This is a genomic window from Rhodococcus sp. NPDC003322, assembly GCF_053589555.1.
This window is the reverse complement of sequence record NZ_JBSFSC010000004.1, coordinates 653,462-676,894: the sequence shown is the minus strand read 5'-3', so window position 1 is coordinate 676,894 and position 23,433 is coordinate 653,462. Positions and strand designations below refer to the sequence as shown.

The 23,433-nt window shown below is 69.4% G+C and carries 22 protein-coding genes; 5 read left to right on the top strand and 17 right to left on the bottom strand.

Features of this window, described 5'->3' with window-relative positions; translation table 11 throughout:
* Positions 1-6: 6 nt before the first annotated feature.
* The 9 genes from argH to ACWDUM_RS19430 form a co-directional block, all read right to left on the bottom strand.
* Positions 7-1,452 carry an argininosuccinate lyase gene (gene argH, locus ACWDUM_RS19470; RefSeq protein WP_450116393.1) on the bottom strand — a complete coding sequence of 482 codons (1,446 nt, stop codon included), beginning with the start codon at positions 1,450-1,452 and terminating at the stop codon, positions 7-9.
* A 2-nt stretch (positions 1,453-1,454) separates the two neighbouring features.
* Positions 1,455-2,654, bottom strand: coding sequence for an argininosuccinate synthase (locus tag ACWDUM_RS19465; protein WP_450116394.1), 1,200 nt, complete (start codon positions 2,652-2,654; stop codon positions 1,455-1,457).
* Between the two features lie 89 nt (positions 2,655-2,743).
* Entirely contained in the window at positions 2,744-3,271 is a 528-nt protein-coding gene (locus ACWDUM_RS19460) for an arginine repressor (protein WP_450135182.1), read from the bottom strand.
* A complete protein-coding gene (gene argF, locus ACWDUM_RS19455) occupies positions 3,268-4,209 on the bottom strand; it encodes an ornithine carbamoyltransferase (protein WP_450135181.1) in 942 nt (313 codons plus the stop codon). Before argF ends, ACWDUM_RS19460 begins: the two co-directional genes overlap by 4 nt.
* Before the next feature lie 4 nt (positions 4,210-4,213).
* Entirely contained in the window at positions 4,214-5,419 is a 1,206-nt protein-coding gene (locus ACWDUM_RS19450; RefSeq protein ID WP_450135180.1) for an acetylornithine transaminase, read from the bottom strand.
* On the bottom strand, positions 5,416-6,345 hold the full coding sequence (gene argB, locus ACWDUM_RS19445) for an acetylglutamate kinase (protein ID WP_450135179.1): 930 nt from the start codon (positions 6,343-6,345) through the stop codon (positions 5,416-5,418). Before argB ends, ACWDUM_RS19450 begins: the two co-directional genes overlap by 4 nt.
* Positions 6,342-7,586, bottom strand: a complete 1,245-nt coding sequence (gene argJ, locus ACWDUM_RS19440; RefSeq protein WP_450116399.1) for a bifunctional glutamate N-acetyltransferase/amino-acid acetyltransferase ArgJ — start codon at positions 7,584-7,586, stop codon at positions 6,342-6,344. Before argJ ends, argB begins: the two co-directional genes overlap by 4 nt.
* On the bottom strand, positions 7,583-8,644 hold the full coding sequence (gene argC, locus ACWDUM_RS19435) for an N-acetyl-gamma-glutamyl-phosphate reductase (RefSeq protein WP_450116400.1): 1,062 nt from the start codon (positions 8,642-8,644) through the stop codon (positions 7,583-7,585). The genes argJ and argC overlap by 4 nt, the downstream gene beginning before the upstream one ends.
* A 38-nt stretch (positions 8,645-8,682) precedes the next feature.
* Positions 8,683-9,303 carry a TetR/AcrR family transcriptional regulator gene (locus ACWDUM_RS19430; RefSeq protein ID WP_450135178.1) on the bottom strand — a complete coding sequence of 207 codons (621 nt, stop codon included), beginning with the start codon at positions 9,301-9,303 and terminating at the stop codon, positions 8,683-8,685.
* A gap of 171 nt (positions 9,304-9,474) precedes the next feature.
* Between ACWDUM_RS19430 and ACWDUM_RS19425 the strand changes: the two genes are divergently transcribed.
* The 3 genes from ACWDUM_RS19425 to ACWDUM_RS19415 all read left to right on the top strand — a co-directional run bounded on the left by ACWDUM_RS19425 (position 9,475) and on the right by ACWDUM_RS19415 (position 13,305).
* The gene (locus tag ACWDUM_RS19425) at positions 9,475-10,425 is read left to right on the top strand and encodes a metal-dependent hydrolase (protein WP_450135177.1); all 951 of its coding nucleotides are present in this window, start codon (positions 9,475-9,477) and stop codon (positions 10,423-10,425) included.
* Entirely contained in the window at positions 10,425-11,585 is a 1,161-nt protein-coding gene (locus ACWDUM_RS19420; RefSeq protein ID WP_450135176.1) for a hypothetical protein, read from the top strand. Before ACWDUM_RS19425 ends, ACWDUM_RS19420 begins: the two co-directional genes overlap by 1 nt.
* 277 nt (positions 11,586-11,862) lie before the next feature.
* A complete protein-coding gene (locus ACWDUM_RS19415; protein WP_450135175.1) occupies positions 11,863-13,305 on the top strand; it encodes an MFS transporter in 1,443 nt (480 codons plus the stop codon).
* Between the two features lie 31 nt (positions 13,306-13,336).
* Here ACWDUM_RS19415 and ACWDUM_RS19410 read toward each other — a convergent pair whose 3' ends face one another.
* On the bottom strand, positions 13,337-14,872 hold the full coding sequence (locus ACWDUM_RS19410; RefSeq protein WP_450135174.1) for a class I adenylate-forming enzyme family protein: 1,536 nt from the start codon (positions 14,870-14,872) through the stop codon (positions 13,337-13,339).
* A gap of 105 nt (positions 14,873-14,977) precedes the next feature.
* On the opposite strand from ACWDUM_RS19410, the gene ACWDUM_RS19405 reads away from it, so the two are divergent.
* Together ACWDUM_RS19405 and ACWDUM_RS19400 are read left to right on the top strand one after the other, a co-directional pair.
* Entirely contained in the window at positions 14,978-15,655 is a 678-nt protein-coding gene (locus tag ACWDUM_RS19405; protein ID WP_450135173.1) for a TetR/AcrR family transcriptional regulator, read from the top strand.
* Entirely contained in the window at positions 15,652-17,319 is a 1,668-nt protein-coding gene (locus ACWDUM_RS19400; RefSeq protein ID WP_450135172.1) for an acyl-CoA dehydrogenase family protein, read from the top strand. The genes ACWDUM_RS19405 and ACWDUM_RS19400 overlap by 4 nt, the downstream gene beginning before the upstream one ends.
* 80 nt (positions 17,320-17,399) lie before the next feature.
* Here ACWDUM_RS19400 and ACWDUM_RS19395 read toward each other — a convergent pair whose 3' ends face one another.
* The 7 genes from ACWDUM_RS19395 to rpmI form a co-directional block, all read right to left on the bottom strand.
* Complete coding sequence (locus ACWDUM_RS19395) at positions 17,400-17,567, bottom strand: hypothetical protein (RefSeq protein WP_450116408.1); 168 nt, start codon at positions 17,565-17,567, stop codon at positions 17,400-17,402.
* A 70-nt stretch (positions 17,568-17,637) separates the two neighbouring features.
* Positions 17,638-18,126, bottom strand: a complete 489-nt coding sequence (locus tag ACWDUM_RS19390) for a hypothetical protein (protein ID WP_450135171.1) — start codon at positions 18,124-18,126, stop codon at positions 17,638-17,640.
* 127 nt (positions 18,127-18,253) lie between these two features.
* Positions 18,254-20,740 carry a phenylalanine--tRNA ligase subunit beta gene (gene pheT / locus ACWDUM_RS19385; RefSeq protein ID WP_450135170.1) on the bottom strand — a complete coding sequence of 829 codons (2,487 nt, stop codon included), beginning with the start codon at positions 20,738-20,740 and terminating at the stop codon, positions 18,254-18,256.
* Between the two features lie 43 nt (positions 20,741-20,783).
* A complete protein-coding gene (gene pheS / locus ACWDUM_RS19380) occupies positions 20,784-21,854 on the bottom strand; it encodes a phenylalanine--tRNA ligase subunit alpha (protein WP_450116411.1) in 1,071 nt (356 codons plus the stop codon).
* Between the two features lie 44 nt (positions 21,855-21,898).
* Positions 21,899-22,711 carry a TrmH family RNA methyltransferase gene (locus tag ACWDUM_RS19375; RefSeq protein WP_450135169.1) on the bottom strand — a complete coding sequence of 271 codons (813 nt, stop codon included), beginning with the start codon at positions 22,709-22,711 and terminating at the stop codon, positions 21,899-21,901.
* Positions 22,712-22,734: 23 nt separating this feature from the next.
* Entirely contained in the window at positions 22,735-23,124 is a 390-nt protein-coding gene (rplT, locus tag ACWDUM_RS19370; RefSeq protein ID WP_450135168.1) for a 50S ribosomal protein L20, read from the bottom strand.
* 65 nt (positions 23,125-23,189) lie between these two features.
* Positions 23,190-23,384 carry a 50S ribosomal protein L35 gene (gene rpmI / locus ACWDUM_RS19365; RefSeq protein WP_007531459.1) on the bottom strand — a complete coding sequence of 65 codons (195 nt, stop codon included), beginning with the start codon at positions 23,382-23,384 and terminating at the stop codon, positions 23,190-23,192.
* Positions 23,385-23,433 lie beyond the last annotated feature (49 nt).

The window sequence follows — 23,433 nt, the reverse complement described above, 5'->3', positions numbered from 1 at the left end:
AATCCGTCAGTTTCCGATCAGGGCCTTCAATTGCCCCGCGGACTCCCGGACCCGATCCAGCTGGTGCGCCACCTGTACACCGGCGGTGCCACCGCGGGCGTTACGGGAGGCGATCGACCCCTGCACGGTGAGCACCTCGCGTACCGCCGGTGTCAGGGCCGGATCCACCGCGGCGAGCTCGGCGTCGGTGAGATCCTCGAGACCCACTCCGCGGGACTCGGCCGCCCTCACACACGCACCGGCCGCCTCGTGTGCGACCCGGAACGGAACACCCTGACGCACCATCCATTCCGCGATGTCGGTGGCGAGGGTAAACCCGGCCGGGGCCAGCTCGGCCATCCGGTCGGTGTGGAACTCGAGCGTCGAGACCAGCCCGGTGATCGCGGGCAGCAACAGTTCCAGCTGGGCGACGGAGTCGAAGACCGGCTCCTTGTCCTCTTGCAGGTCCCGGTTGTACGCCAGTGGCTGCGCCTTGAGCGTGGCGAGCAGGCCCGTGAGGTTGCCGATCAGGCGCCCGGCCTTGCCGCGGGTGAGTTCCGAGACGTCCGGGTTCTTCTTCTGCGGCATGATCGACGACCCGGTCGACCAGGCATCGGCGAGCGTGATGTAGCCGAATTCCGGTGTGCTCCAGATGATGACCTCTTCGGCCATCCGGGACAGGTCGACCGCGATCATCGCGAACACGAACGCCGCCTCGGCCGCGAAGTCCCGCGAGGACGTGGCGTCGATCGAGTTGTCCGCCGCGGAGTCGAACTCCAGCTCCGCCGCGATGGCGTCCGGGTTCAGGCCGAGCGAGGACCCGGCCAGCGCGCCGGACCCGTACGGCGACACCGCGGCCCGCTTGTCGAAGTCCACCAGCCGCTGCACGTCCCGCAGCAGCGGGTGGGCGTGTGCGAGCAGGTGGTGCGCGAGCAGGACGGGCTGCGCGGCCTGCAGATGCGTCTTGCCTGGCATCACCGCTGCCGGATGCGCCGCCGCCTGGGTGGCGAGGGCGTCGACCACGTCGAGCACACCGGCAGCGACCCGGCGGACCGCGTCGCGCAGCCACATCCGGAACAACGTGGCCACCTGGTCGTTGCGCGAGCGGCCGGCGCGCAGCCGGCCACCGACCTCGGGTCCGACCCGCTCGATCAGGCCGCGCTCGAGGGCACCGTGGACGTCCTCGTCGGAGTCGGCGGGCACGAAGGCACCGCTCGCGACGTCGGCCCCGAGCCGGTCGAGACCGTCCAGCATGGTCGCCAGGTCGGCGTCACCGAGCAGTCCCGCGGCGTGCAGCACCTTGGCGTGCGCCTTGGAGGCACGCACGTCGTAGGGCGCGAGCACCCAGTCGAAGTGGGTGGACTTGCTCAGCGCCGCCATGGCGGCGGCCGGTCCGGACTCGAACCGGCCGCCCCACAGGGCACCTTCGTTGGTGCCGTGTGCCTGGACGCCTCCGGCATCGTGCTCGGTCATCGTTACAGGCCCAGGTCGCGCTTCGCGGCGACCTTGGAGGACAGGCCGTGGATGTTGACGAAGCCCTTCGCGTACGACTGGTCGAACGAGTCGCCCTCGTCGTAGGTCGCGAGGTTGAAGTCGTACAGCGACTGCGGGCTGCGCCGGCCGTTGACGGTGATCGCGCCGCCGTGCAGGAACAGGCGGATGTCGCCGGTGACCTTCTCCTGGGTCTTGAGCACGAAGGTGTCCAGCGCCTCCTTCAGCGGCGAGAACCACAGGCCGTCGTAGACCAGCTCGGACCAGCGCTGCTCCATCTGCCGCTTGTAGCGACCGAGCTCGCGCTCGAGGGTGACGTGCTCGAGTTCCTGGTGCGCGGTGATGAGCACCATCGCGCCGGGGGCCTCGTAGATCTCGCGGCTCTTGATGCCGACGAGGCGGTCCTCGACCACGTCGAGGCGGCCGACGCCCTGCGCACCGGCGCGCTTGTTGAGCTCCTGGACCGCTTCGAGCACGGTGACGGGCTTGCCGTCGATCGCGACCGGCTTGCCTGCCTCGAAGCTGATGATCAGCTCGTCGGGGGCGTTCCAGTTGATGGTCGGGTCCTGGGTGTAGTCGTAGACGTCCTTGGTCGGGGCGTTCCACAGGTCCTCGAGGAATCCGGTCTCGACGGCGCGGCCCCACACGTTCTGGTCGATCGAGAACGGCGAACGCTTGGTGACGTTGATCGGGATCTGGTTCTCCTCGGCGAAGGCGATGGCCTTCTCCCGGGTCCAGGCGTAGTCACGAACCGGGGCGATGACCTCCAGGTCGGGGGCAAGGGCGCCGAAGCCGACCTCGAACCGCACCTGGTCGTTGCCCTTGCCGGTGCAGCCGTGCGAGACGACGGTGCCGCCGTGCTCGCGCGCGGCCTTGACGATGTGCTTGACGATCAGCGGCCGGCTGATCGCCGAGACCAGCGGGTAGCGGTCCATGTACAGGGCGTTGGCCTGGATGGTGGGCAGGCAGTACTCGTCGGCGAACTCGTCCTTGGCGTCGATCACGACGGCCTCGACGGCGCCGCAGTCGAGGGCACGCTGACGCACGACCTCCATGTCCTCGCCACCCTGGCCGAGGTCGATGGCAACGGCGACGACCTCTTTGCCGGTCTCCTTGCCGATCCAGCTGATGGCCACGGAGGTGTCCAGCCCGCCCGAGTAGGCGAGTACGACGCGTTCAGCCATGGTCTGTGTGCTCCTTTTGGGGTTGTATCTTCTCGAGATTCTTCAGTTGTGCCGATCGCATGCCGACCGGACCCGGCGCAAATGCCAGGTCAGGCCAGTTTTTCGATCATGTCGGCGAGCTGCGCGCCCGTCAGGGGTTCACGGGCCACCACAAGAATGGTGTCATCCCCGGCAATGGTTCCCACAACCTCGGGCAGAGACGCGCGGTCCAGCGCGCTGGCGAGGTAGTGCGCGGCACCCGGCGGGGTGCGCAACACCGCGAGGTTCCCGCTCGCGTCGGTGGACACCAGCAACTCCCCCAGCAGCCGCGACAGCCGGTCGGTGCCGCCGGAGACGCCGCGCACCGGGCTGCCGTCCTCGGGCACGACGTACACGCCGGCGCCCCCGTCGGCGGCCCGCAGTTTCACCGCACCGAGTTCCTCGAGGTCCCGCGACAGCGTCGCGTGCGAGACCTCGATGCCCTCGGCGGCGAGCAGCGCGGCGAGTTCCGGCTGGCTGCGGACCTCGTGCACCGCCAGCAGGGCGGTGATCCGGGCCTGCCTCCCGGCCCGTGTCTGCGCGACCGCGAGCGACTTCGACGGCGGTGCCGTCACGCCACTCGGCTGGGTGGCGGTCACGACTGTGCCCGGTCCTGATGCTCCAGCAGCCACACCAGCAGCGCCTTCTGTGCGTGCAGGCGGTTCTCGGCCTCGTCCCACACCACCGACTGCGGGCCGTCGAGCACCTCGTCGGTGATCTCCTCACCGCGGTGCGCGGGCAGGCAGTGCAGCACCACCGCGTCCGGCGCCGCCTTCGCGAGCAGCGCCGCGTTGATCTGGAACGGCCGGAACGGTCCGACCCGGTCGAGGCCGTCGTTCTCCTGGCCCATCGAGGTCCAGGTGTCGGTGACGAGCGCGTCGGCGCCGGCCACAGCGGCCTGGGGGTCGTCGGTGACGGTGATGGTGGCACCGGTCTCGGTGGCCCGCGCGCGGGCGGCGTCGAGCACCCAGGGCAACGGCGCGAAGCCCGCCGGGGCGGCGATGGTGACGTCGATGCCCGCGGTGACGCCGCCGAGCATCAGCGAGTGCGCCATGTTGTTGGCGCCGTCACCGAGGTACGTCAGCTTCAGCCCCTTCAGCTCGCCCTTGCGCTCGCGCAGGGTCTGCAGGTCCGCGAGGACCTGGCAGGGGTGGAACTCGTCGGAGAGTGCATTGACGATCGGGACCGTCGCACCACTGACCATCTGCTCGAGCCGCTTCTGCCCGAAGGTCCGCCACACGACGGCGTCGACGTAGCGCGAGAGCACCCGGCCGGTGTCCTGCAGCGTCTCCTCCCGGCCGAGCTGGGTGCTCCGCCCGTCCACGACCACGGCGTGCCCGCCGAGTTGGGAGATGCCAACCTCGAACGAGAACCGGGTGCGGGTGGAGTTCTTCTCGAAGATCACCCCGACCGCGCGGGGCCCGGCCAGGGTCTGCTTGGCGAACGGATCCTTCTTCAGTGCGGCGGCGAGCTCGAGCACCTCGGCCTGCTGAGCCGGGGTGAGGTCGTCGTCCCTCAAATAGTGCTTCACCGGCATGATGTCACTTCCCTTCCGCTACAGCGGTGTTCAGAATCTGCGGCAGCGCCGCCACGAATCCCTGTGCCTGCTCCTCGGTGAGGATCAGCGGCGGCGCGAGCCGGATCACGTCGGGCGCCGCAGCGTTGACGAGGTAGCCGGCGTCCCGTGCAGCGGCCTCCACGGCCGGTGCGACGGTGTCGGTCAGGACGACGCCGAGCAGCAGCCCGGTGCCGCGGACGTGATCGACGAGCGGGTGCCCGAGCGCCTCGATCCCCGCGGACAGCGACTTGCCGACCGCATCGGCGTGGCTGAGCAGATCCTCCTGGTCGACGGTGCGCAGCACCGCCAGCGCCGCGGCGGCACACACGGGGTTTCCACCGAAGGTGGTGCCGTGCTTACCCGGGCCGAAGAGTTCGGCCGCGGCGCCGGTGGCGATGCACGCCCCGATCGGCAGGCCGCCGCCGAGCCCCTTGGCGAGGGTCATCACGTCGGGCACGATGCCCGACGCCTGGTGGGCGTAGAACCAGCCGGTGCGCGCGATGCCGGTCTGCACCTCGTCGAGGATCAGCAGGGCACCACGCTCGGCGGTGATCCGGCGGGCTTCGACCAGGTAGCCCTCCGGCGGGACCACGACCCCGGACTCCCCCATGATCGGTTCGAGGATCACGGCGGCGGTGTCGGAGTCGACGGCCGCGTCGAGGGCCGCGATGTCACCGTAGGGCACGAACTCGACGCCCGCGGGCATCGGCTCGAACGGTGCCCGCTTCTCCGGCTGCCCGGTCATCGCGAGGGCACCCATCGTCCGGCCGTGGAAGGCCCGCTCGGCGGCGATGATCTTGCGCCGGCCCGTGAGCCGGGCCAGTTTGAAGGCCGCCTCGTTGGCTTCCGTGCCGGAGTTGCACAGGAACACCCGGCCGGTGACGCCGCCGTCGCCACCGGCACCCAGGTGGTGCAGCAGCTGCTCGGCCAGTGCCACGGCCGGTTCGCTGGCGTACAGGTTCGACACGTGGCCGAGAGTGTTCAGCTGCGCCGTGACCGCGTCGATGATCGCCGGGTGCCGATGGCCGAGGATGTTGACGGCGATGCCGCCGAGCAGATCCAGGTACTGCTTGCCGTCGGCGTCGGTGAGCACGGCCCCGTCGCCGGAGACGAGAGCGACCCGCGGGACGCCGTAGTTGTTCATCAGCGCACCGGACCAGCGCTGCTGGAGTGCGGAGGTGCCGGTCATGCGGGGCCTTCCTTTGCAGGGGTGGTGGGGACCGAAACGTCCGGTGGGACAACCATCGTGCCGATGCCCTCGCCGGTGAGTAGTTCGAGGAGCACCGAGTGCGCGAGGCGGCCGTCGATGACGTGGGCACTCGGGACGCCGCCGTGCACGGCGCGCAGGCACGCCTCCATCTTCGGGACCATGCCCGAATCCAGGCTCGGCAGAAGTTGTTCCAGCGCGGCGGTGTCGATCACCGACGCCAGCGAGCTGCGATCGGGCCAGTTGGTGTAGAGGCCCTCGACGTCGGTGAGGACGACCAGCTTCTCGGCGCCGAGGGCCTCTGCGAGCGCGGCCGCGGCGGTGTCTGCGTTGATGTTGTGCACCACACCGTCGGAATCGGGGGCGATCGTCGAGACGACCGGAATCCGGCCGGCGGCGATGAGGTCGAGCACCGCGGTCGGGTCGACGGTGGTGACGTCGCCGACCAGCCCGATGTCGGTCGGCTCGCCGTCGACGACGACGGTCCGCCGGGTCGCGGTGAACAGGTGCGCGTCCTCACCGGAGATGCCGACCGCATACGGGCCGTGGGCATTGATCAGCCCGACGAGCTCGCGTCCGACCTGACCGAAGAGCACCATCCGCACGACGTCCATCACCTCGGGCGTGGTGACGCGGAAGCCGCCGCGGAACTCGCCTTCCATGCCGAGCCGCTTCAGCATCGCGTTGATCTGCGGTCCGCCGCCGTGCACCACGACGGGGTGGATTCCGACGGTCCTCAGGAACGCCATGTCCTTCGCGAACGCCGCCTTCAGTTCGTCGTCGACCATCGCGTTGCCGCCGTACTTGACGACGACGATCTTGCCGTGGAACCGCTGCAGCCATGGCAGCGCCTCGGCGAGGACGTACGCCTTCTGACTGGAGGTCAGGCTGAGGATGCTCTCACTCATGACGAGTAGGCCGAGTTCTCTTCGACGTACGCGTGCGAGAGGTCGGTCGTGCGGATGGAGACCTCCGCGTCGCCGACACCGAGTTCGATGCGCAGCGCGATGTCCTCGCCGGAGAGGTCGACCTCACGCGCGCCCGGTGCGCCGACGCCGTCGATGCACACCGGATTCCCGTTGAAGGACACCGAGATCCGGTCGGGGTCGAGGGCGATCGGGGCGATACCGATCGCGGCGAGCACCCGTCCCCAGTTGGGATCGGAGCCGAACAGCGCGGTCTTGACCAGGCTGTCGCGTGCGACGGTCCGGGCCCCGACGAGCGCGTCCTGCTCGCTGGCGGCGCCGGCGACGGTGACGGTGACCCGCTTGGTGACGCCCTCGGCGTCGGCCATCATCTGGTCGGCGAGGTCGTCGCACACCGCGAGGACCGCGGCGTTGAGTTCCTCCTGGGTGGGGGCGATGCCGCTGGCACCCGACGACAGCAGCAGCACGGTGTCGTTGGTGGAGGTGGCGCCGTCGACGTCGAGCCGGTCGAAGGACAGCCGGGTCGCGGCCCGCAGTGCCTCGTCCAGCTGGGCCGCGGTGGCGACGGCATCGGTGGTGACGACCGACAGCATCGTGGCCAGCGAGGGGGCGAGCATGCCCGCGCCCTTGGCCATGCCGCCGACGTTCCACTTGTTCGCGTGGTGCAGCGCCGCCTGCTTAGGGACGGTGTCGGTGGTCATGATCGCGTAGGCGGCGTCGGTGCCGCCGCTGATCCCGCCGGCCAGTTCGTGCACGATCTCGGTGACGCCGGCGAGCAGCTTGTCCATCGGCAGCCGGTCGCCGATCAGCCCCGTGGAGCAGACCGCGACCTCACCGGCGCCGGTCTCGGTGCCCCAGTCGCTGAGGGTGGCCGCGACGTGCTCCGCGGTGGCGTGGGTGTCCTGGAAGCCGGGGGCGCCCGTGCAGGCGTTGGCGCCACCGGAGTTGAGCACCACGGCACGCAGCTTGCCTCCGGTGAGCACCTGCTGCGACCACAGCACGGGTGCGGCCTTGACCTTGTTGGCCGTGAAGACGCCGGCCGCGGCGGTGTCCGGGCCCTCGTTGAACACGAGGGCGAGGTCGGGCCGGCCGCTGACCTTGATACCGGCGGCGATGCCTGCACCGCGGAAGCCTGCGGGCGCGGTGACACCCTGGGTGCGGATCAGGCGGCCACCGGCAACCTCGACTGCGTGCGGTGCGGCGAACTCGGAATCGGTTGTCACGGGGCAACTCCCACGGTCGAGAGACCATCGGTCTCGGGCAGGCCAAGGGCCAGGTTCATGGATTGGACGGCACCGCCTGCGGTGCCCTTGGTGAGGTTGTCGATGGCGGCGATCACGACCAGCAGGCCCGCGGTCTCGTCGACGGTCACACCGATCTGTGCGGCGTTCGAGCCGATGACCGCGCCGGTCTGCGGGTAGACGTTCTCGGGCAGCACGTGCACGAACGGCTCGTCGGCGTATGCCTTCTCGTAGACCTCCCGGGCGCGCGCCAGGTCCACGGTCGTCGCGGCGGTGCAGGTGGCGAGTATGCCGCGGGGCATCGGCGCGAGCACGGGCGTGAAGGAGACCGTGACGTCGGTGCCGGCCAGCGCCGAGAGGTTCTGGGTGATCTCGGGGGTGTGCCGGTGGACGCCGCCGACACCGTAGGCCTTGGCCGAACCCATCACCTCGGACCCGAGCAGGTCTGCCTTGGGGGCGCGTCCCGCGCCGGAGGTGCCGCTGACCGCGACGACGGTGACCCGCGGCTCGACGATCCCGGCGGCGACGGCCGGGGCGAGCGCGAGGCTGGCCGCGGTCGGGTAGCAACCGGGCACCGCGATGCGGGTCGCGCCGGTGAGCCTGTCCCGGTTGCCCGGCAGCTCGGGCAGGCCGTACGGCCAGGTGCCGGCGTGCGCGCTGCCGTAGAACTTCTCCCAGTCGGCGGCATTCGAGAGCCGGAAGTCGGCGCCGCAGTCGATGATCACGGTGCTCTCCGGCAATGCCTTGGCGATCTCGGCGGAGTTGCCGTGCGGCAGGCCGAGGAACACGACGTCGTGGCCGGCGAGGACGTCCAGGGTGGTCGGTTCGAGCACTCGGTCGGCGAGCGGGAGCAGGTGGGGGTGGAACTGCCCCAGGGTGGCCCCTGCATTGCCGCCCGCGGTGAGGGCGCCGATCGTGAGCCTGCCGTCGCGGTGGGCGGGGTGCCCGAGCAGCAGGCGCAGGATTTCGCCGCCCGCGTACCCGCTCGCCCCTGCGATGGCGACCCGGATCGGTCCGGTGGAAGCTGCTGTGGTGACCATATGGACGATTATGCACCATCATGCAAGCCCATTCACACCTAGGCCCGCGCCGAGAACTCCTTCTGCGCCGCGATTGCAGTACCCATCCAGCGCCGCAGGTACTGCCGCAACTCCCCGTCACTGCGCGGCGGGTTCCCCGGCGAGAGGAAGAAGGACTGCATCGTGCGCAGGACGTACTCGACGAGCCCGTGCAGCGCGGTGTCGTCGTATCCGTGCCGCGCCCAGTCGACGTCGAATCTCTTGATCATCGTCATGCCGAACGCCTGCGCCTCGTCGGAGGTGAGGCTGTCGGAGTGGATGTTCGAGTACGAACTCGACAACAGGATGCCCAGATGGGGCGTTCGGCGGACCTCGGCGAGCGTGTAGACGACACCCTCGGTCATCGCCTCGACGGGATCGTCGAGACCCGCCACGCACTCGGCCAGCCGATCGAGGAAGCCGGCGACCGACGCGATGGCCGCGGCCCGCATCAGTGCATCGGCACTCGGAAAGTACCGATACACGGTCTGCCGGATCACACCGAGCGACTCGGCGACGTCGGCGATGCTGATCTCCGAACCGGTCCGCCCGATGAGATCGACTGCGGCGGCGACGATACGACGGGAGGCCTCCTCGTCGTCACCCGGCGGACTGCCGCCCCACCCACGTCTGCGCGCCACCGGGCGGACGGTATCACAGGCGATCCGCCAATTCGGATCACGAGTGACGACCGATCGATCGAAAGCGATCATACACATAGGCCAATCTGCGTATGATCGCTGCCATTGGGGGCCTCGCGGTGCCGGGGAGGCCACCTGACCAGCCCATTTCCCGTTTCGAGGTGCCGAACAGTGACCAACCTTCAAGCCCGCAAGATGGATTTCGGATTCGAGGACCAGGACGTCCCCTTCCTGTGGAACCCCGAGAACCCCGCGTGGTCGAGCATGTCCAACGCCGTCTCGTTCCTGGCCATCGGCTTCGAGAAGATGATCGTGAAGCTGATCCTCCAGACCAAGCCGCGGATCACCGATCCCGAGGTCGCCGAGGAAGCCACGGCGTTCATGCGACAGGAGGGGCACCACTCGACCGCCCACCGCCAGCACGTGAACGCGCTGATCAGGCGCTACCCCGGCCTGCAGAACACTCTCGACGCGGTCATCGGCGAATTCGACCTGCTCACCGAGCGCACCTCGATCGACTACCGGCTCGCGTACACCGCGGACCTCGAGGCCACCTTCACCCCGGTGTTCAAGCTGATGCTCGACAACGAGGCGACCCTGTTCGCGCCCGGCGACGACCGGGTCGCCTCCCTGTTCCTCTGGCACTTCGTCGAAGAGGTCGAGCACCGCAGTTCGGCGCTGATCATCTACAACTCCGTCGTCGGCAACGAGCTGTACCGGATGCGGATGGCGCCGTCGATCTTCGCGCACGTGATGAAATCGATCCGGATCGCGTGCGCCGGCTTCAACCAGCACGTGCCGCTGTCCGAGCGAAAGGTCGACGCGATGTCGATGTTCGCCCGGCACCGCATCAAGCAGCGGGTGCTCACCTCCTTCGCGCCCTACCTGACCAAGGGGCCGATGCCACGCGCGTTCGACGGCCTGCACCTGGGCGAGCAGCTCACCGCCCTCGCCGGTGCCGTCCGTAGCCAGCTGCCGGGGCACGACCCGACACACGAGAACCTGCCTGTACTGGCCGGCCGGTGGTTCGCCCGCTACGACGAGGGCTACGACTGCACTCGCTGGTACACCGCCGAGCAGCAGGATCGCAGCGCCGAGTCGGCACGGTCGGAGGTGAAGTGATGTCGGACCACTGCTCACCCACCTTCTCGGATCTCGCAACCCGTCTGGGCTTCTCGTGCGAGGAGGCCGGCGGGCTGGTCGAGTTCCGCAGCCCGGGCGCGCTGGAGAACTGGACCCTGCCGGTCCTCGAGTTCACCATCGTCCTCGGGGCGGTGCTCGCGCTCGTCTACGCAATCCTGCGGCTGCGTCGGCACGGCGATCCCACCAACCTGGTGCTGTGGTTCGGCGCCACCGCGTTCCTGTTCGTGATCGAGCCGCCGATCTACTTCCCGGCAACATTCGGGACCGAGGACTACCTGGGCACGATGTTCGCGCACAACGTGTTCACCGTCGATTTCCTGTGGGGTCGCCTGCCGCTGTACATCATCGCGATCTACCCGTTGATGGCCACCATCGCGGTCGAGATCGTCCGGATGCTCGGCGTGTTCCGGAAGTACGGCGTGATCCTCGGCGCGGTGTGCGTCGGCTTCGTGCACCACGCGTTCTACGAGATCTTCGACCACCTCGGACCGCAGCTGCGCTGGTGGGAGTGGACCCTCGACAACAAGGTCAACCAGCCGTTCTTCGATTCGGTTCCGCTGCCCAGCGTCGTGGTGTTCGCGGCGCTGTGGCCGATGTCGCTGGCCCTGTGCGTCCAGTTCTTCGTCGGTCGGCACGTCGATGCGGGCCGGCATTTCTCCGGCCTGCAGTTGGTGTGGCGCACCGTGGTGATCGGCCTCGCCGCCTCGGTCGGGGTGTTCGTGCTCCCGCTCCCGGCGACCGTCTTCGGCATGGGGAGCGACACGGTCCGCGGGTTCCTCTACGCCGCGGAACTGGTCGCGCTGTCGGTCGTGGCGGTCGTGATCCTGACTCGGCAGTGGTCCCGCGTTCGTGCGGGGCGCTCCGACGTCCCGCCGTACTCGAACGACTTCGTCCGGTGGTACGCCGTCGTGTACCTGGTCGTGATGGCGGTCCTCTGGGTCACCGCACTGCCCGCATTCTTCGACGCGGTCGACGGGGTCACCGCGAACGGCGATCCGGTCGGCAGCCTCTGGTACACGGTCGCGTGCTTCGCCGTGGCGATCCTCAGCGTCGTCGCCACGTTCACCGTTCCCCGACCGTCGGCGGCAACGAGTACGCCGCCATCGGCCGCCGAACCCGCGGCAAGCCACACGGCGTAGCCAATCCGGCCGCGAGACGAGGCGGGAGTGTCCACCGGACACTCCCGCCTCGTCCCGTTTCGGTCGAATTCCGTATGCGAGAAATGCCCGAATTGCACCAAAAAGTATCCACACCAAGGATTTTCACAGGAACCCCTGATTGACATCCGCGCAAATCTAGGCGAATGATTCCACTGGATCGCAGTGGCGGCGCTCACTGCTCCGCAGCCCGGTGGCGGAGACCACTCTCCCGCCGCCGACAGCGACGAATCGATTCGGACCCAGAAAGGCGGGGCAGGTGTCACACCCCCAGACAACGCGACCTGCGCAGAACCCCGGAGCATCGGCCGACCTGCGGGCGGCCCGGATGATCGATGCACGGATCGACACGATGCCGCGGGTCGGCGTCGGACCGTTCGGCGGGCTGGCGCTCGTGCTGTGCATGTTCTTCGCGAACTACGACATCACCGTCTCCGGCCTGACGGTGAAGGCGACCGCGGCAAGCCTCGACGTCTCCGTCATGCAGATGAGCCAACCGATCGCACTCAACCTCGTCGGTTATGCGATCGGAGCGTTCGCGCTCGGTCACATCGCGGACCGCTTCGGCCGCCAGCGTGGGCTGGCGCTGACGATCGTGGTGCTCGCGCTGAGCGGAGCGCTGAGTGGGTTGGCGTGGAACATCGCCTCGCTCAGCTTCTTCCGGTTCCTCGCGGGTGCGGGAATGGGGGCAGTGATCGCACTGGTCTCGACGTACATCGGCGAGCTGGCCCCGAAGAACATGCGCGGCCGCTATCTGGCGACGATCATGACGTACCAGGCGATCGGCCAGGTCGTCATCGGATTCGTCTCGCTGCCCATTCTGAATCACCTGCCGTCGTACGGCTGGCGGATCCTGCTGGCGATCGGCGGCATCGTCATCGTCGTCGTTCCGATGCTCGTCGACCGGATCCTGCCGGAGTCGCCACGATGGCTGGTGTCGACGGGGGACGTCGAGCGCGCCGAACGCATCGTCGCCGGAATGGAGGCGAGGGCCGGCTCGTCCCCCGAGGCCGCGCGAGCGGAGTACGAGGCACTCGAGGCCGCCGGGACGGATGCCGAACAGCCGGCGTCCTCCGTGATCGGGGAACTGTTCAGCGGCGAGCTCCTGCGCAGGGTCGTGCTCGTCACCGGGTTCTGGTTCGTGTACTACCTCGCCGTGTACGGCTTCCTGAACTACACCCCGTTGATCCTCGAAGGTCGTGGGGTGTCGAGTTCGGACGCCCTGCTGGTCACCGTCCTGATGCGCTGCACCTCGGTGATCGTCCCACTGCTGATGCTCGTCCTGATCGAGAGGTACGAGCGCAAGATCCTCACGATCATCGGCACCGCGCTCGTCGCCGCGGGACTTCTGACACTGCTCCTGCCCGCGTCCGAGGTCACCGCGACCGCGGGTTCGATGCTGGTGAACTTCGGTATCAGCTTCACGATCCTGCCCGCCTACACCTACACCGCCGAGGTCTTCCCGACGCGGGTCCGAGGCTCGGCATCGGCGGTGGGTGACGGCGTCGGCCACCTCGGTGGTGCGGTCGCCCCCTGGATCGTCGTTCCGGCACTGAGCAACCTCGGTGCGGTCCCGACCATCTGGATGCTCGTCGTCACCGTCCTGTTCTCGGGTGCGATTCTCAGCTTCGGTGTTCGCACGAAGAATCGCTCGCTCGCCGACATCTCCTCGGGCACGCCCGCCGCAGAGACGGCCGGCTGATCCACGGGCACCCAACGACGACCGGGGCCGGTCAGTCGCCGATCACCGAACTCCGGAGGACATGCTTGGTCAGCTTGCCGGACGGGTTCCGGGGCAGCTGGTCCACGACCACGAGTTCGCGTGGGATCTTGTAGCGGGCGAGCTTGTCGGACAGGTACGACCGCAGATCGTCGAGTTCGACATGGGCACCGTCGACCGGAGCGATCACCGCGACAACCGTCTCGCCCCACTCCGGATGGGGACGGCCGATCACCGCGACGTCGACGACGTCGGGTCGCGGCCGGATCGCCTCCTCGACCTCCTGCGAGTACACGTTCTCGCCGCCGGTGATGATGACGTCCTTGGTTCGATCGACGATGTAGATGTACCCGTCCTCGTCCAGCCGGGCGACGTCACCGCTGCGGTACCAGCGACCCTCGAACACGTCGGCGGTGGCCTCGTCGTTGTCCAGGTACCCGAGCATTCTGGTGTCTCCGGCGAGCCAGATCTCCCCCGTCTCCCCCGGCCCGGCGTCGCCGCCGTCCGCCCGAACCACCCGCAGGTCCACACCCGGCATGCCGCCACGGCCGATCGACCCGGCCTTCGCGATCTGCTCGTGCGGATACAGCGCGGTCCCGGTCGGGCCCATCTCGCTCATGCCGTACACCTGGTAGAAGTCCTCGGACCGATAGGCCTGCTGCAGCTGCCGCGCCACCTCCGCGCCGATCGGCGCACCACCGTACGTCCAGCGCCGCATGGTCGAGAAGTCGAAGTCCGTCAGGTCGATTCCCGCCGCCCGGGCCGCCTGCAGTGGCGCGAGGTACGCGATCGGGGCACCGAAGAAGGCCGTGATCCGCTCGGCCGGAATGATCTTCAGGAACTCGATCGGGTGATACTCCCGCATCAACACGATCGTGCCGCCGAGGAACATGGTGGTGACCAACCAGACGTTGAGCGGTGCGGCGTGCCAGATCGGCATCGCGATCAGCACCCGCTCGTCCCGGTCCAGGCCGAGTGTCGTCGAGATGTACGGCGCGACAGTGGTGATCGAGCGGTGCGTGTGCAGGCAGCCCTTCGGGGCGCTCGTGGTCCCCGACGTGTAGAGCACCTGCGCGATGTCGGTCTCGTGGACGTCGGCGCCCTCCCACTCGTCGGCGAGGTCGACGAGGGCGTCGAAGTCCCGGTCCGTGCACGCCGCGGTGCCCTCCCCCGGTTCCGTCAGCATCCAATCCACCTGCGGCGCACCCGCTTCCGCGCTACCGCGCAGGTCCGCCGACACGATGCCGACCGTCGCCCCGCAGTGACCGAGGGTGTACTCGACCTCCGGCGGAGCCAGTTTGTGATTGACCGGCACGAGCGCGGCGCCTGCCCGCCAGGCACCGAAGGCGGCGATCACGAAACCGGGGCTGTTGTAGGTCATCACCGCGACCCTGTCGCCACGGCGGACACCACGGTCCCGCAGCACGGTGGCGGCCCGCTTGGAGGCGGCGAGCAATTCGGCATAGGTGATCCGTCGATCCCCGTAGACGAGCGCCTCCTTGTCCGGATACTTGCGCGCCGTGCTCTCCAGCATCGTGGTCAGGTTCATGAAGGTCTCCTCGGGGCGCCCGTTGCCGTGGCCCGTGTTTCGTTCTACAGTCGACTCGCAAGGATTGAATCACGATTCATAGTATTGGGAAAGGGTGCCCGCCGGATGGCCTACCGAGCGACCGAGAAGACGCGCGCCGCGCAGGCGCAGCGCCGCGCGGCCCTACTCGCCGAGGCGACCGCACTCGTCGCCTCCGGCGGATTCGCCGCGGCCACGGTCAAGGCAATCGCCGAGAAGTGCGCGGTCAGCGTCGGTTCGGTGTACTCGTACTTCGACGGCAGCGCAGACCTGCTTGCCGCCGTGTTCCGGGTCGGCGCGGACCAGGAACTCGCCGCGGTCCGGGCCGCGGTCGACGCCGCGGACGGGGCGTCGAACCGCCTGCGCGCCCTGGTCGAGACATTCGCACTGCGCGCCATCAAGGGACGCCAACTCGCGTGGTCGCTGCTGTTCGAACCGGTCGATCCACGCATCGACGCCGAACGACTGGCCTACCGAGCGGACTACCACGCGCTCACGACCGAGATCCTGCGCGAGGGCATCGCCTCCGGCGAGTTCCCCGAGCAACACCTCGGCGTGACCGCGACCGCACTGATCGGCGCCATCAGCGAGGCACTGACCGGGCGCCTGTCCCCCACCCATGCCGTGACCACGGACAACGCCGACACCCACGGCCCCGAGGACACCGACACCGTGGAGGCGATCCTCCGGTTCTGCTTCCACGGTGTCGGAATCACAGAAAGCCCCCGGCGGCCCGCACCATCGACCGAAGGAACGCACCAATGACGACCGTCACCCCCTCCGGATTCCACACCCACGAGGTGTTCAACCAGGCGCCGCCACGGGTGGACGTCAACGAGTACACCGCGAACGTTCCGCTGGTCGAGGGTGTGGCGCGGTACGACGCCGACTGGGCGCAACAGGAACTGACCGAGGTTGGCGCGCTGGTCGGCACCGAATCCTTCCAGCACGACGCCGAACTCGCGAACACCGTCACACCGATGCTCCACTCACACGACAGGTACGGCAACCGGATCGACGAGGTGGAGTTCCATCCGGCCTACCACCGAATCATCGGCGCCGCCGTCGAACACGGCGCGCACACCTCGGCCTGGGCCGACCCGAAGCCGGGCGCGAACGTCGCCCGTGCCGCGTCGTTCATGATGTTCGCCCAGATCGAGCCCGGCCACTCGTGCCCGATCTCGATGACCCACTCCGTCGTCCCCGCGCTGTCCGAGTTCTCCCCCGAACTGTCGGCGCTGTGGCTGCCCCGGCTCTACGGCCGCGGCTACGACGGCCGGCTGATCGCGCCCGGCGAGAAGCCCGGCGTGATCTTCGGAATGGCGATGACCGAGAAGCAGGGCGGCTCCGACGTGCGCGCCAACACCACTCGCGCCGTGCCCAACTCCGACGGAACCTGGTCGCTGACCGGGCACAAGTGGTTCTGCTCGGCACCGATGTCGGACGGCTTCCTGATCCTGGCGCAGACCGAACTCGCCTCGGGTTCCGGCCTGTCCTGCTTCCTGGTGCCGCGGGTGCTCGAAGACGGAACCCGAAACGTCTTCCGGATCCAGCGGTTGAAGGACAAGCTCGGGAACAAGTCCAACGCGTCCTCGGAGATCGAACTCGACGGCACCCTCGGCCACCTGGTCGGTGAACCGGGCCGCGGCGTGCGCACCATCATCGAGATGGTCGCGCGCACCCGCCTCGACTGCGTCTACGGCTCGACCGCGGGCATGCGCCAGTCCGTCGCGGAGGCACTGTGGCACGTGCGAAACCGCGCGGCCTTCGGTACGACGCTGATCGACCAGCCGGCGATGACGTCGGTCGCCGCGGACCTGGCACTCGAGTCGGAGGCCGCGACCGCCACCGCCCTGCGCCTGGCACGCGCCCACGACGCGGACGCCGACGATACCGAGAAGGCGTTCCGGCGGCTCGCCACCGCGGTCGCGAAGTACTGGATCTGCAAGCGCGGACCGCACCACGCGTACGAGGCGCTCGAATGCCTCGGCGGCAACGGCTACACCGAGGCGTTCCCGCTGGCCCGCCGCTACCGGGAACAGCCGGTGATGGCCGTGTGGGAAGGCTCCGGCAACGTCATCGCCCTCGATGTGCTGCGCGCGATGACCCGCGAGCCGGAGTCGGTGGCGGCGTTCGACGCCGAGCTGGCCGAGGCACGCGGCGCCTCCGCGCTGTTCGACACGCACCAGGACCGGATGCGGACGGCGTTGGCCGAACTGGCCACGCTGGACCCGACCCAGGCGCAGTTCCGCGCACGCGCGGTCGCGGCGTCGATGGCGCTCGGTCTGCAGGCGTCGCTGTTGCTGCGGACCGCACCGACGGCGGTCGCGGAAGCGTTCCTGACGGCCCGGCTCGGCGAGAACCGGGACCTCGAGTACGGCTCGTTGCCCGCAGGCACCGACTTCGCCGCAATCCTCGACCGGCACTGACACGTCCTCCCGGCCTTCCCGAATGGCGCATTCGGTCGGCTGAACCGATCAGATGGGCCATTCGGGAAGGGGCGAGTGGGTCAGCGGAGGCGGTCGGGTGTGCGTGCTGCGCCGTCGGCGTACCCCTTCGGGGTGCGCTGCAGGAAGTCCGGTTTGATCGAGATCGCGAGGAGCATCAGCACCCCGGCCGTCACCACGGCGACGGCCGCGAACGTGACGAAGAATGCAAACCCGACGAGAATGTCCATGAGGCACCTCCGTGTTGGTGCATCCACGGTACGACCGACCCGCCCCGCGCGCAGGGCAATGCCCGGCAGGTCAGTCCCGGTGCAGCGACTTGCGGATCTCGTCGAGCCGCTCCTTGGCCGCCTTCTCCCTTGCCGCGTACTGCTCCTCGAGGTTCCGTCCGGCGGACGACGCGGCGTCGAGTTCGGTGCCTCCGTCGGCGGTGCCGGCGCGGGTCTCGATCTTCTCGCGGACGGCGTCGAACGTCGGGACACCCCCCTCGGTGTATCCGGTCACGGCAGCGACATCGGGTGCCACCACCCCGCCCGGGACGGTGTTGGGATTGGTGACGGCATGCGGGTCCGGGACGACGTCCGCGTCGAGGATCACCGGCGGCGCCGGCACGTCCGGCGTGGTCGGTACCGGCGGGGCGACGGGCTCGGGGACCAAGCGGATCTCGAGGGCCGCGGCCCGCAACGCGGCCAGCGCGGGCCGTCCGGTCGTCGCGGCGGCCACCACCGCCCGCACCTCGTCGTCGGTCAGCGCACTCATGCTGTTCACGATGGACTGGGTCTCGGTCATGGCACCTCGCTCGATCGGCTCGTCAGCCGGGTCGGCGGTCGCGAGCTCTCTGTGCCCAGGCTAGCCCGAAACGCACGCCACCCCGTTCCGCGTCGGCGCGGAACGGGGTGGCGTGTCGGGTACGGGCTCAGGCGCGCAGCTGCGCACCGACCGTCGCGGCCGCGGCGGCGACCGCGGCGTCACGGGCGGCGCTCGCCTCGTCCTCGGTCAGGGTGCGGTCACCGGCGCGGAACCGCAGTGCGAACGCGAGCGACTTGCGTCCGGCACCGACCTGCTCGCCGGTGAAGACGTCGAACAGCCGGATGTCCTCGAGGAGCTCCCCGGCGCCCGCACGCAGCGCGGACTCCACCGACGCCGCCGGCACCGAGCCGTCGACCACGACGGCCACGTCCTGCAGCACCGCCGGGAACGGCGAAACGCGGGGCGCGGGAAGCGATTCCACGATCGGCAGTGCGTCGAGGTTCAGCTCCACCGCGCAGGTGCGGGCGGGCAGTCCGGCGCGCTCGAGCACCGCCGGGTGCAGCTCACCGGCATGTCCGACCACCGTGCCGTCGACGAGCAGTTCGGCGCAGCGGCCGGGGTGCCACGGCAGGTACTGCGCGGGCCTGCGGTCGAGCCGAACACCCGCGGCGGCGGCGATGGTCTGCGCGGCCGCGAACGCATCGGTGGCGTCACCTGCACGTCCGGGCCCCCACGGCCCGCTCGGCTCACGAAGCCCGGTCAGGACGACGCCGACGTGAACCGGCTGCGCGGGCAGCGAGCGCAACAGATCGTCGACCTGCTCGTCGGTGGGCCGCCGGTCGACCGGCAGTGCATCGACCGGCTTGGTGTCCGGCCCGGGCTGGACAACCTGCGCGATACCGAACAGCGCCAGGTCACGCTGGCCACGAGAGGTGTTGCGGGCCAGGATCTCCAGCAGTGCCGGTAGCAGCGTCGTCGCGAGTTCCGGGCGGTCCGACTCGAGGGGATTGAGCACCTTCGAGGTGACGCGGCGCGGGTCGTCGGCGTCCAGGCCCCAGGTGTCGAACACCGCGGCGGGCAGGAACACGGTCGGCAGCACCTCGGCGTAGCCGTCGAATGCGAGCGCCTTCCCGACAGCGCGGCGGCGTCGCTGCGACGGGGTCAGGCCGCGCCCGGCCGGCGCGGCAGGCAGCACCGACGGGATCTGCTCGAGCCCTTCGAGCCGCAGCACCTCCTCGACCAGGTCGGCCGGCTGGGTCAGATCGGGACGCCACGTCGGCGGCGTCACCACCAGTTGACCGGTGCCGCTGTCGTCGACCGCGACGTCGACGGTGCACCCGACCTGGGTGAGCCGGCGAGCGGCGGTCCCGTTCGGGTAGGTCACGCCCGCGACCCGGCTCGGCAGGTCCAGGTCCATCGCGATCGCGGCGGGCGCGGCGACGGAACCCTGGTCGGTCAGGACCGGCTCGACGTGGCCGCCGGTGATCTCGGCGAGCAACCCGGCCGCCCGGTCCAGCGCGGCAGCGGACAGCGCCGGGTCGACGACCCGCTCGTACCGCTTCGACGCCTCGGAGATCAGCTTGTGCCGGCGCGACGTGCGGAACACCGCCAAGGGATTCCAGATCGCCGCCTCGAGCAGCACCTCGGTGGTGCCCTCGCCGACCTCGGTGCTGCCGCCGCCCATCACGCCGGCGAGGGAGATGACACCGGTGTCGTCGCAGATCACCACGTCCTCGGCGTCGAGCGTCCGCTCCACCCCGTCGAGGGTGGTCAGCTTCTCCTCGGCGACCGCGCGGCGCACCACGAGACCGCCGGCGACCTTGGCCGCGTCGAATGCGTGCAGCGGGTGACCGAGTTCGAGCATCACGTAGTTGGTCACGTCGACGGCCGGGGAGATCGGCCGAACCCCGGACAGCAACAGCCGGCGCTGCATCCACCACGGAGTGACCGCGTGCGGGTTCACGCCGGTGACCTTGCGCAGTGCGAAGCGCGTGCACCCGGACTCCGGCTGCACCGTCAGCGGCCACGCGTCGCCCGCGGCCTCGTACGGCACCATCACGGCGGGATCGACGAAGTCCAGGTCGAAGCCGTTCGCCAGCTCGCGGGTCAGGCCGCGCACCGAGAAGCAGTAGCCACGGTCCGGGGTGATGTTCAGCTCGATGATCGTGTCGCCGAGGCCGAGGATCTCGCCGGCTGCGGTACCCGGCTCGGCGGTACCGGGTTCGAGCACGAGAATCCCGGAGTGGTCCTTGCCGATGCCCAGCTCGGAGGCCGAGCACATCATGCCGTTCGACACCCGGCCGTACGTCTTGCGAGAGGCGATGGCGAAGTCGCCGGGCAGTACCGCGCCGGGCAGCGCGGCCACGACGAGGTCACCGACCGCGAAGTTCCGGGCCCCGCACACGATCTCCTGCGGTTCTTCGCCGCCGACGTCGACTCGGCAGAACCGGATCGGCTTCTTGAACTCGGTCAGTTCCTCGATCTCCAGCACCCGGCCCACCACCAGGGGACCCGACACCAGCGGTACCGCGTCGACCTCCTCGACCTCGAGGCCCACCCGCACGAAACCGGCGTCCAGCTCCTCGGGGCTCACCTCCCAGCCGGGGGTGGCCCGCTGCAGGATCTCGGTCAGCCAGGATTGCGCTACTCGCACGTCTACTCAGCTCTCTCGTTCTCGGCTCAGTCGTTGAAGTTCGTCAGGCCTGGACACCGAAGGGCAGCGTGAACCGCACGTCGCCCTCGACGATGTCGCGCATGTCAGGGATGCCGTTGCGGAACTGCAGGGTCCGCTCCAGACCCATGCCGAACGCGAAGCCGCTGTACTCGTCGGGGTCGATACCACTGGCCCGCAACACGTTCGGGTTCACCATGCCGCAGCCACCCCACTCGACCCAGCCGGCGCCACCCTTCTTGCCCGGGAACCAGACATCCACCTCGGCCGACGGCTCGGTGAACGGAAAGTAGTTGGGGCGCATCCGGGTTCGCGTGTCGGGGCCGAACAGCGCGCGAGCGAACGCGTCCAGGGTGCCACGCAGGTGCGCCATGGTCAGCCCCTTGTCGACCGCGAGGCCCTCGATCTGGGAGAAGACCGGGGTGTGCGTCGCATCCAGCTCGTCGGTGCGGAACGTGCGGCCCGGGCACACCACGTACAGCGGCAGGTCCCGCGAGAGCATCGATCGCACCTGCACCGGGGAGGTGTGAGTGCGCAGCACCTGACGCGAGCCCTCCGGCGCGATGTGGAAGGTGTCCTGCATCGTGCGGGCCGGATGGTCGGGCAGGAAGTTCAGTGCGTCGAAGTTGAAGTGCTCGGTCTCGACCTCGGGCCCCTCTGCAACCTCCCAGCCCATCGCCACGAACACGTCGGTGACCTGCTCGGAGATGATCGTGATCGGATGCCTGGCCCCGACGGCGCGGCGTCCGGCGGGCAGGGTCACGTCGATCGACTCGGCAACCAGCACCGCCGCGTCACGCTCGGCGAGGAGGATCTCCTTGCGCGCCTCGTAGGCGGCACTCGCCCGGGTGCGGGCCGCATTGACACGCTTGCCCGCGTCGGCCTTCTCCTTGCCGGGCAGGGCCCCGAGCGCCCGCCGCACGAGCGACAACGGCGCCTTGTCGCCGAGGTGGTCGATCTTCGCCTTCGCCAGCGCATCCAGATCCGAGGCCCCGGCAAACGCCTGCTCTGCAGCGCCGGCAGCCTCGGCGAGCGACTCCTCGCTCAGCGCCTGCGCGTCGATGATCGGTGCACTGTCGCCCTCGTTCTTGGCCACGGCTCGTGAAACTCCTCGTGTTCGGTTCTGATCGCGCGTCGATTCTAGGTTGTCGGCTCGGATGCCCCGTGCTGCACCCGCGCGCTCGCGTACAGGCAGATCGCTGCCGCGGTCGCCAAGTTCAGCGACTCGGCCCGACCACGAATCGGAATTCGCACGCGGTGGTCCGCCCGCGCGGCGAGGTCCGGGTCCAGTCCGTGCGCCTCGTTACCGAACAGCCAGGCCGTCGGACGGGCCAGCAAATCGTCGGCTGCGTCGAGGTCCACCTCACCGTCCGCGGCGGTCGCCAGCACCTGCACCCCGGCCGCGGCGACCGCGGCGAGGACCGTGTCGGTGTCCCGTTCCCGAGCGATCGGCAGGTGGAACACACTGCCCGCGGACGAGCGCACGCACTTGCCATTGTGCGGGTCGACGCTGTCGCCCGCGAGGATCGCCGCGTCGGCGCCGACCGCGTCGGCGACCCGGATCACGGTCCCGGCGTTGCCGGGGTCGCTGATCGCGACCGGTACCGCCAGCAGGCGCGGTCGCGCCCCCAGCGCAGTGGCGAGCGGAACGTCGACGGTCCGGCAGACGGCGACCAGGCCCGGCGGCGTGACGGTGTCCCCCAGCGCCTTCGCCGCCCGGTCGGTCACCGGGGACACGCGCACTCGCTGTGCGAGCGCCCGTTCCACCAGCGCGGCATGCCGCACCGAGGCGTCCGCGGTGACGAACAGTTCCTCGATCCGTTCGGTGTCGAGAGCGGCGGTCACCGAATTCGCGCCCTCGGCCAGGAACCGTCCAGTCTTGCGCCGTTCCGCGCCACGCAGCAGCTTGACAGCAGAAACGACCCGTGGCGTCCGCTCGGTGAACGGGTCCACGGGTCGTTCCTGGATCGGCTTGCTCAGGCCGCTTCCCCGGCGGGAGCGTTCACGTCGGCCGGCAGCGCGGCCTTCGCGACCGCGACCAGGCCGGCGAACGCCTCGGCGTCGGAGACGGCGAGCTCGGCGAGGATCTTGCGGTCCACCTCGACACCCGCGGCCTTCAGGCCCTGGATGAAGCGGTTGTAGGTGATGTCGTTCGCGCGGGCGGCGGCGTTGATGCGCGAGATCCACAGCTTGCGGAAGTCACCCTTGCGCGCGCGGCGGTCCCGGTACGCGTAGGTCATCGAGTGGAGCTGCTGCTCCTTGGCCTTGCGGTACAGGCGCGACCGCTGGCCGCGGTAGCCGCTGGAGGCCTCGAGAACGGAACGGCGCTTCTTCTGGGCGTTGACTGCCCTCTTGACGCGTGCCACTGAAAAATCCTGTCAATCGGTCGGGACCGCCTGGACGCTCCCGAGAGGTAATGGAGAAGGTCGAATCAGATGCCGAGCAGGCGCTTGACGCGGGGAACGTCGGCCTTGTCGACCACGGCGACGCCGTCGAGGCGACGGGTGACCTTGGTGGCCTTGTGCTCGAGCAGGTGGCGACGCCCGGCCTTCTGGCGCAGGATCTTGCCGCTGCCGGACACCTTGAATCGCTTCGAGGTGCCGCTGTGGCTCTTGTTCTTGGGCATGGAGTCCTCAGTTTCTGTTTCTTCTACTGCTGCGTACTACGTGCTGGTC

Bases quoted from the DNA above. Each gene is read 5' to 3' on its own strand.
- ACWDUM_RS19405 (WP_450135173.1), top strand. From the start codon at position 14,978: ATGGCCTACCGAGCGACCGAGAAGACGCGCGCCGCGCAGGCGCAGCGC.
- ACWDUM_RS19395 (WP_450116408.1), bottom strand. From the start codon at position 17,567: ATGGACATTCTCGTCGGGTTTGCATTCTTCGTCACGTTCGCGGCCGTC.
- argF (WP_450135181.1), bottom strand. From the start codon at position 4,209: ATGCCGGTGAAGCACTATTTGAGGGACGACGACCTCACCCCGGCTCAG.
- argH (WP_450116393.1), bottom strand. From the start codon at position 1,452: ATGACCGAGCACGATGCCGGAGGCGTCCAGGCACACGGCACCAACGAA.
- ACWDUM_RS19465 (WP_450116394.1), bottom strand. From the start codon at position 2,654: ATGGCTGAACGCGTCGTACTCGCCTACTCGGGCGGGCTGGACACCTCC.
- ACWDUM_RS19450 (WP_450135180.1), bottom strand. From the start codon at position 5,419: ATGACCGGCACCTCCGCACTCCAGCAGCGCTGGTCCGGTGCGCTGATG.
- rpmI (WP_007531459.1), bottom strand. From the start codon at position 23,384: ATGCCCAAGAACAAGAGCCACAGCGGCACCTCGAAGCGATTCAAGGTG.
- ACWDUM_RS19410 (WP_450135174.1), bottom strand. From the start codon at position 14,872: ATGAACCTGACCACGATGCTGGAGAGCACGGCGCGCAAGTATCCGGAC.
- ACWDUM_RS19390 (WP_450135171.1), bottom strand. From the start codon at position 18,126: ATGACCGAGACCCAGTCCATCGTGAACAGCATGAGTGCGCTGACCGAC.
- argB (WP_450135179.1), bottom strand. From the start codon at position 6,345: ATGAGTGAGAGCATCCTCAGCCTGACCTCCAGTCAGAAGGCGTACGTC.
- ACWDUM_RS19420 (WP_450135176.1), top strand. From the start codon at position 10,425: ATGTCGGACCACTGCTCACCCACCTTCTCGGATCTCGCAACCCGTCTG.
- ACWDUM_RS19400 (WP_450135172.1), top strand. From the start codon at position 15,652: ATGACGACCGTCACCCCCTCCGGATTCCACACCCACGAGGTGTTCAAC.
- argC (WP_450116400.1), bottom strand. From the start codon at position 8,644: ATGGTCACCACAGCAGCTTCCACCGGACCGATCCGGGTCGCCATCGCA.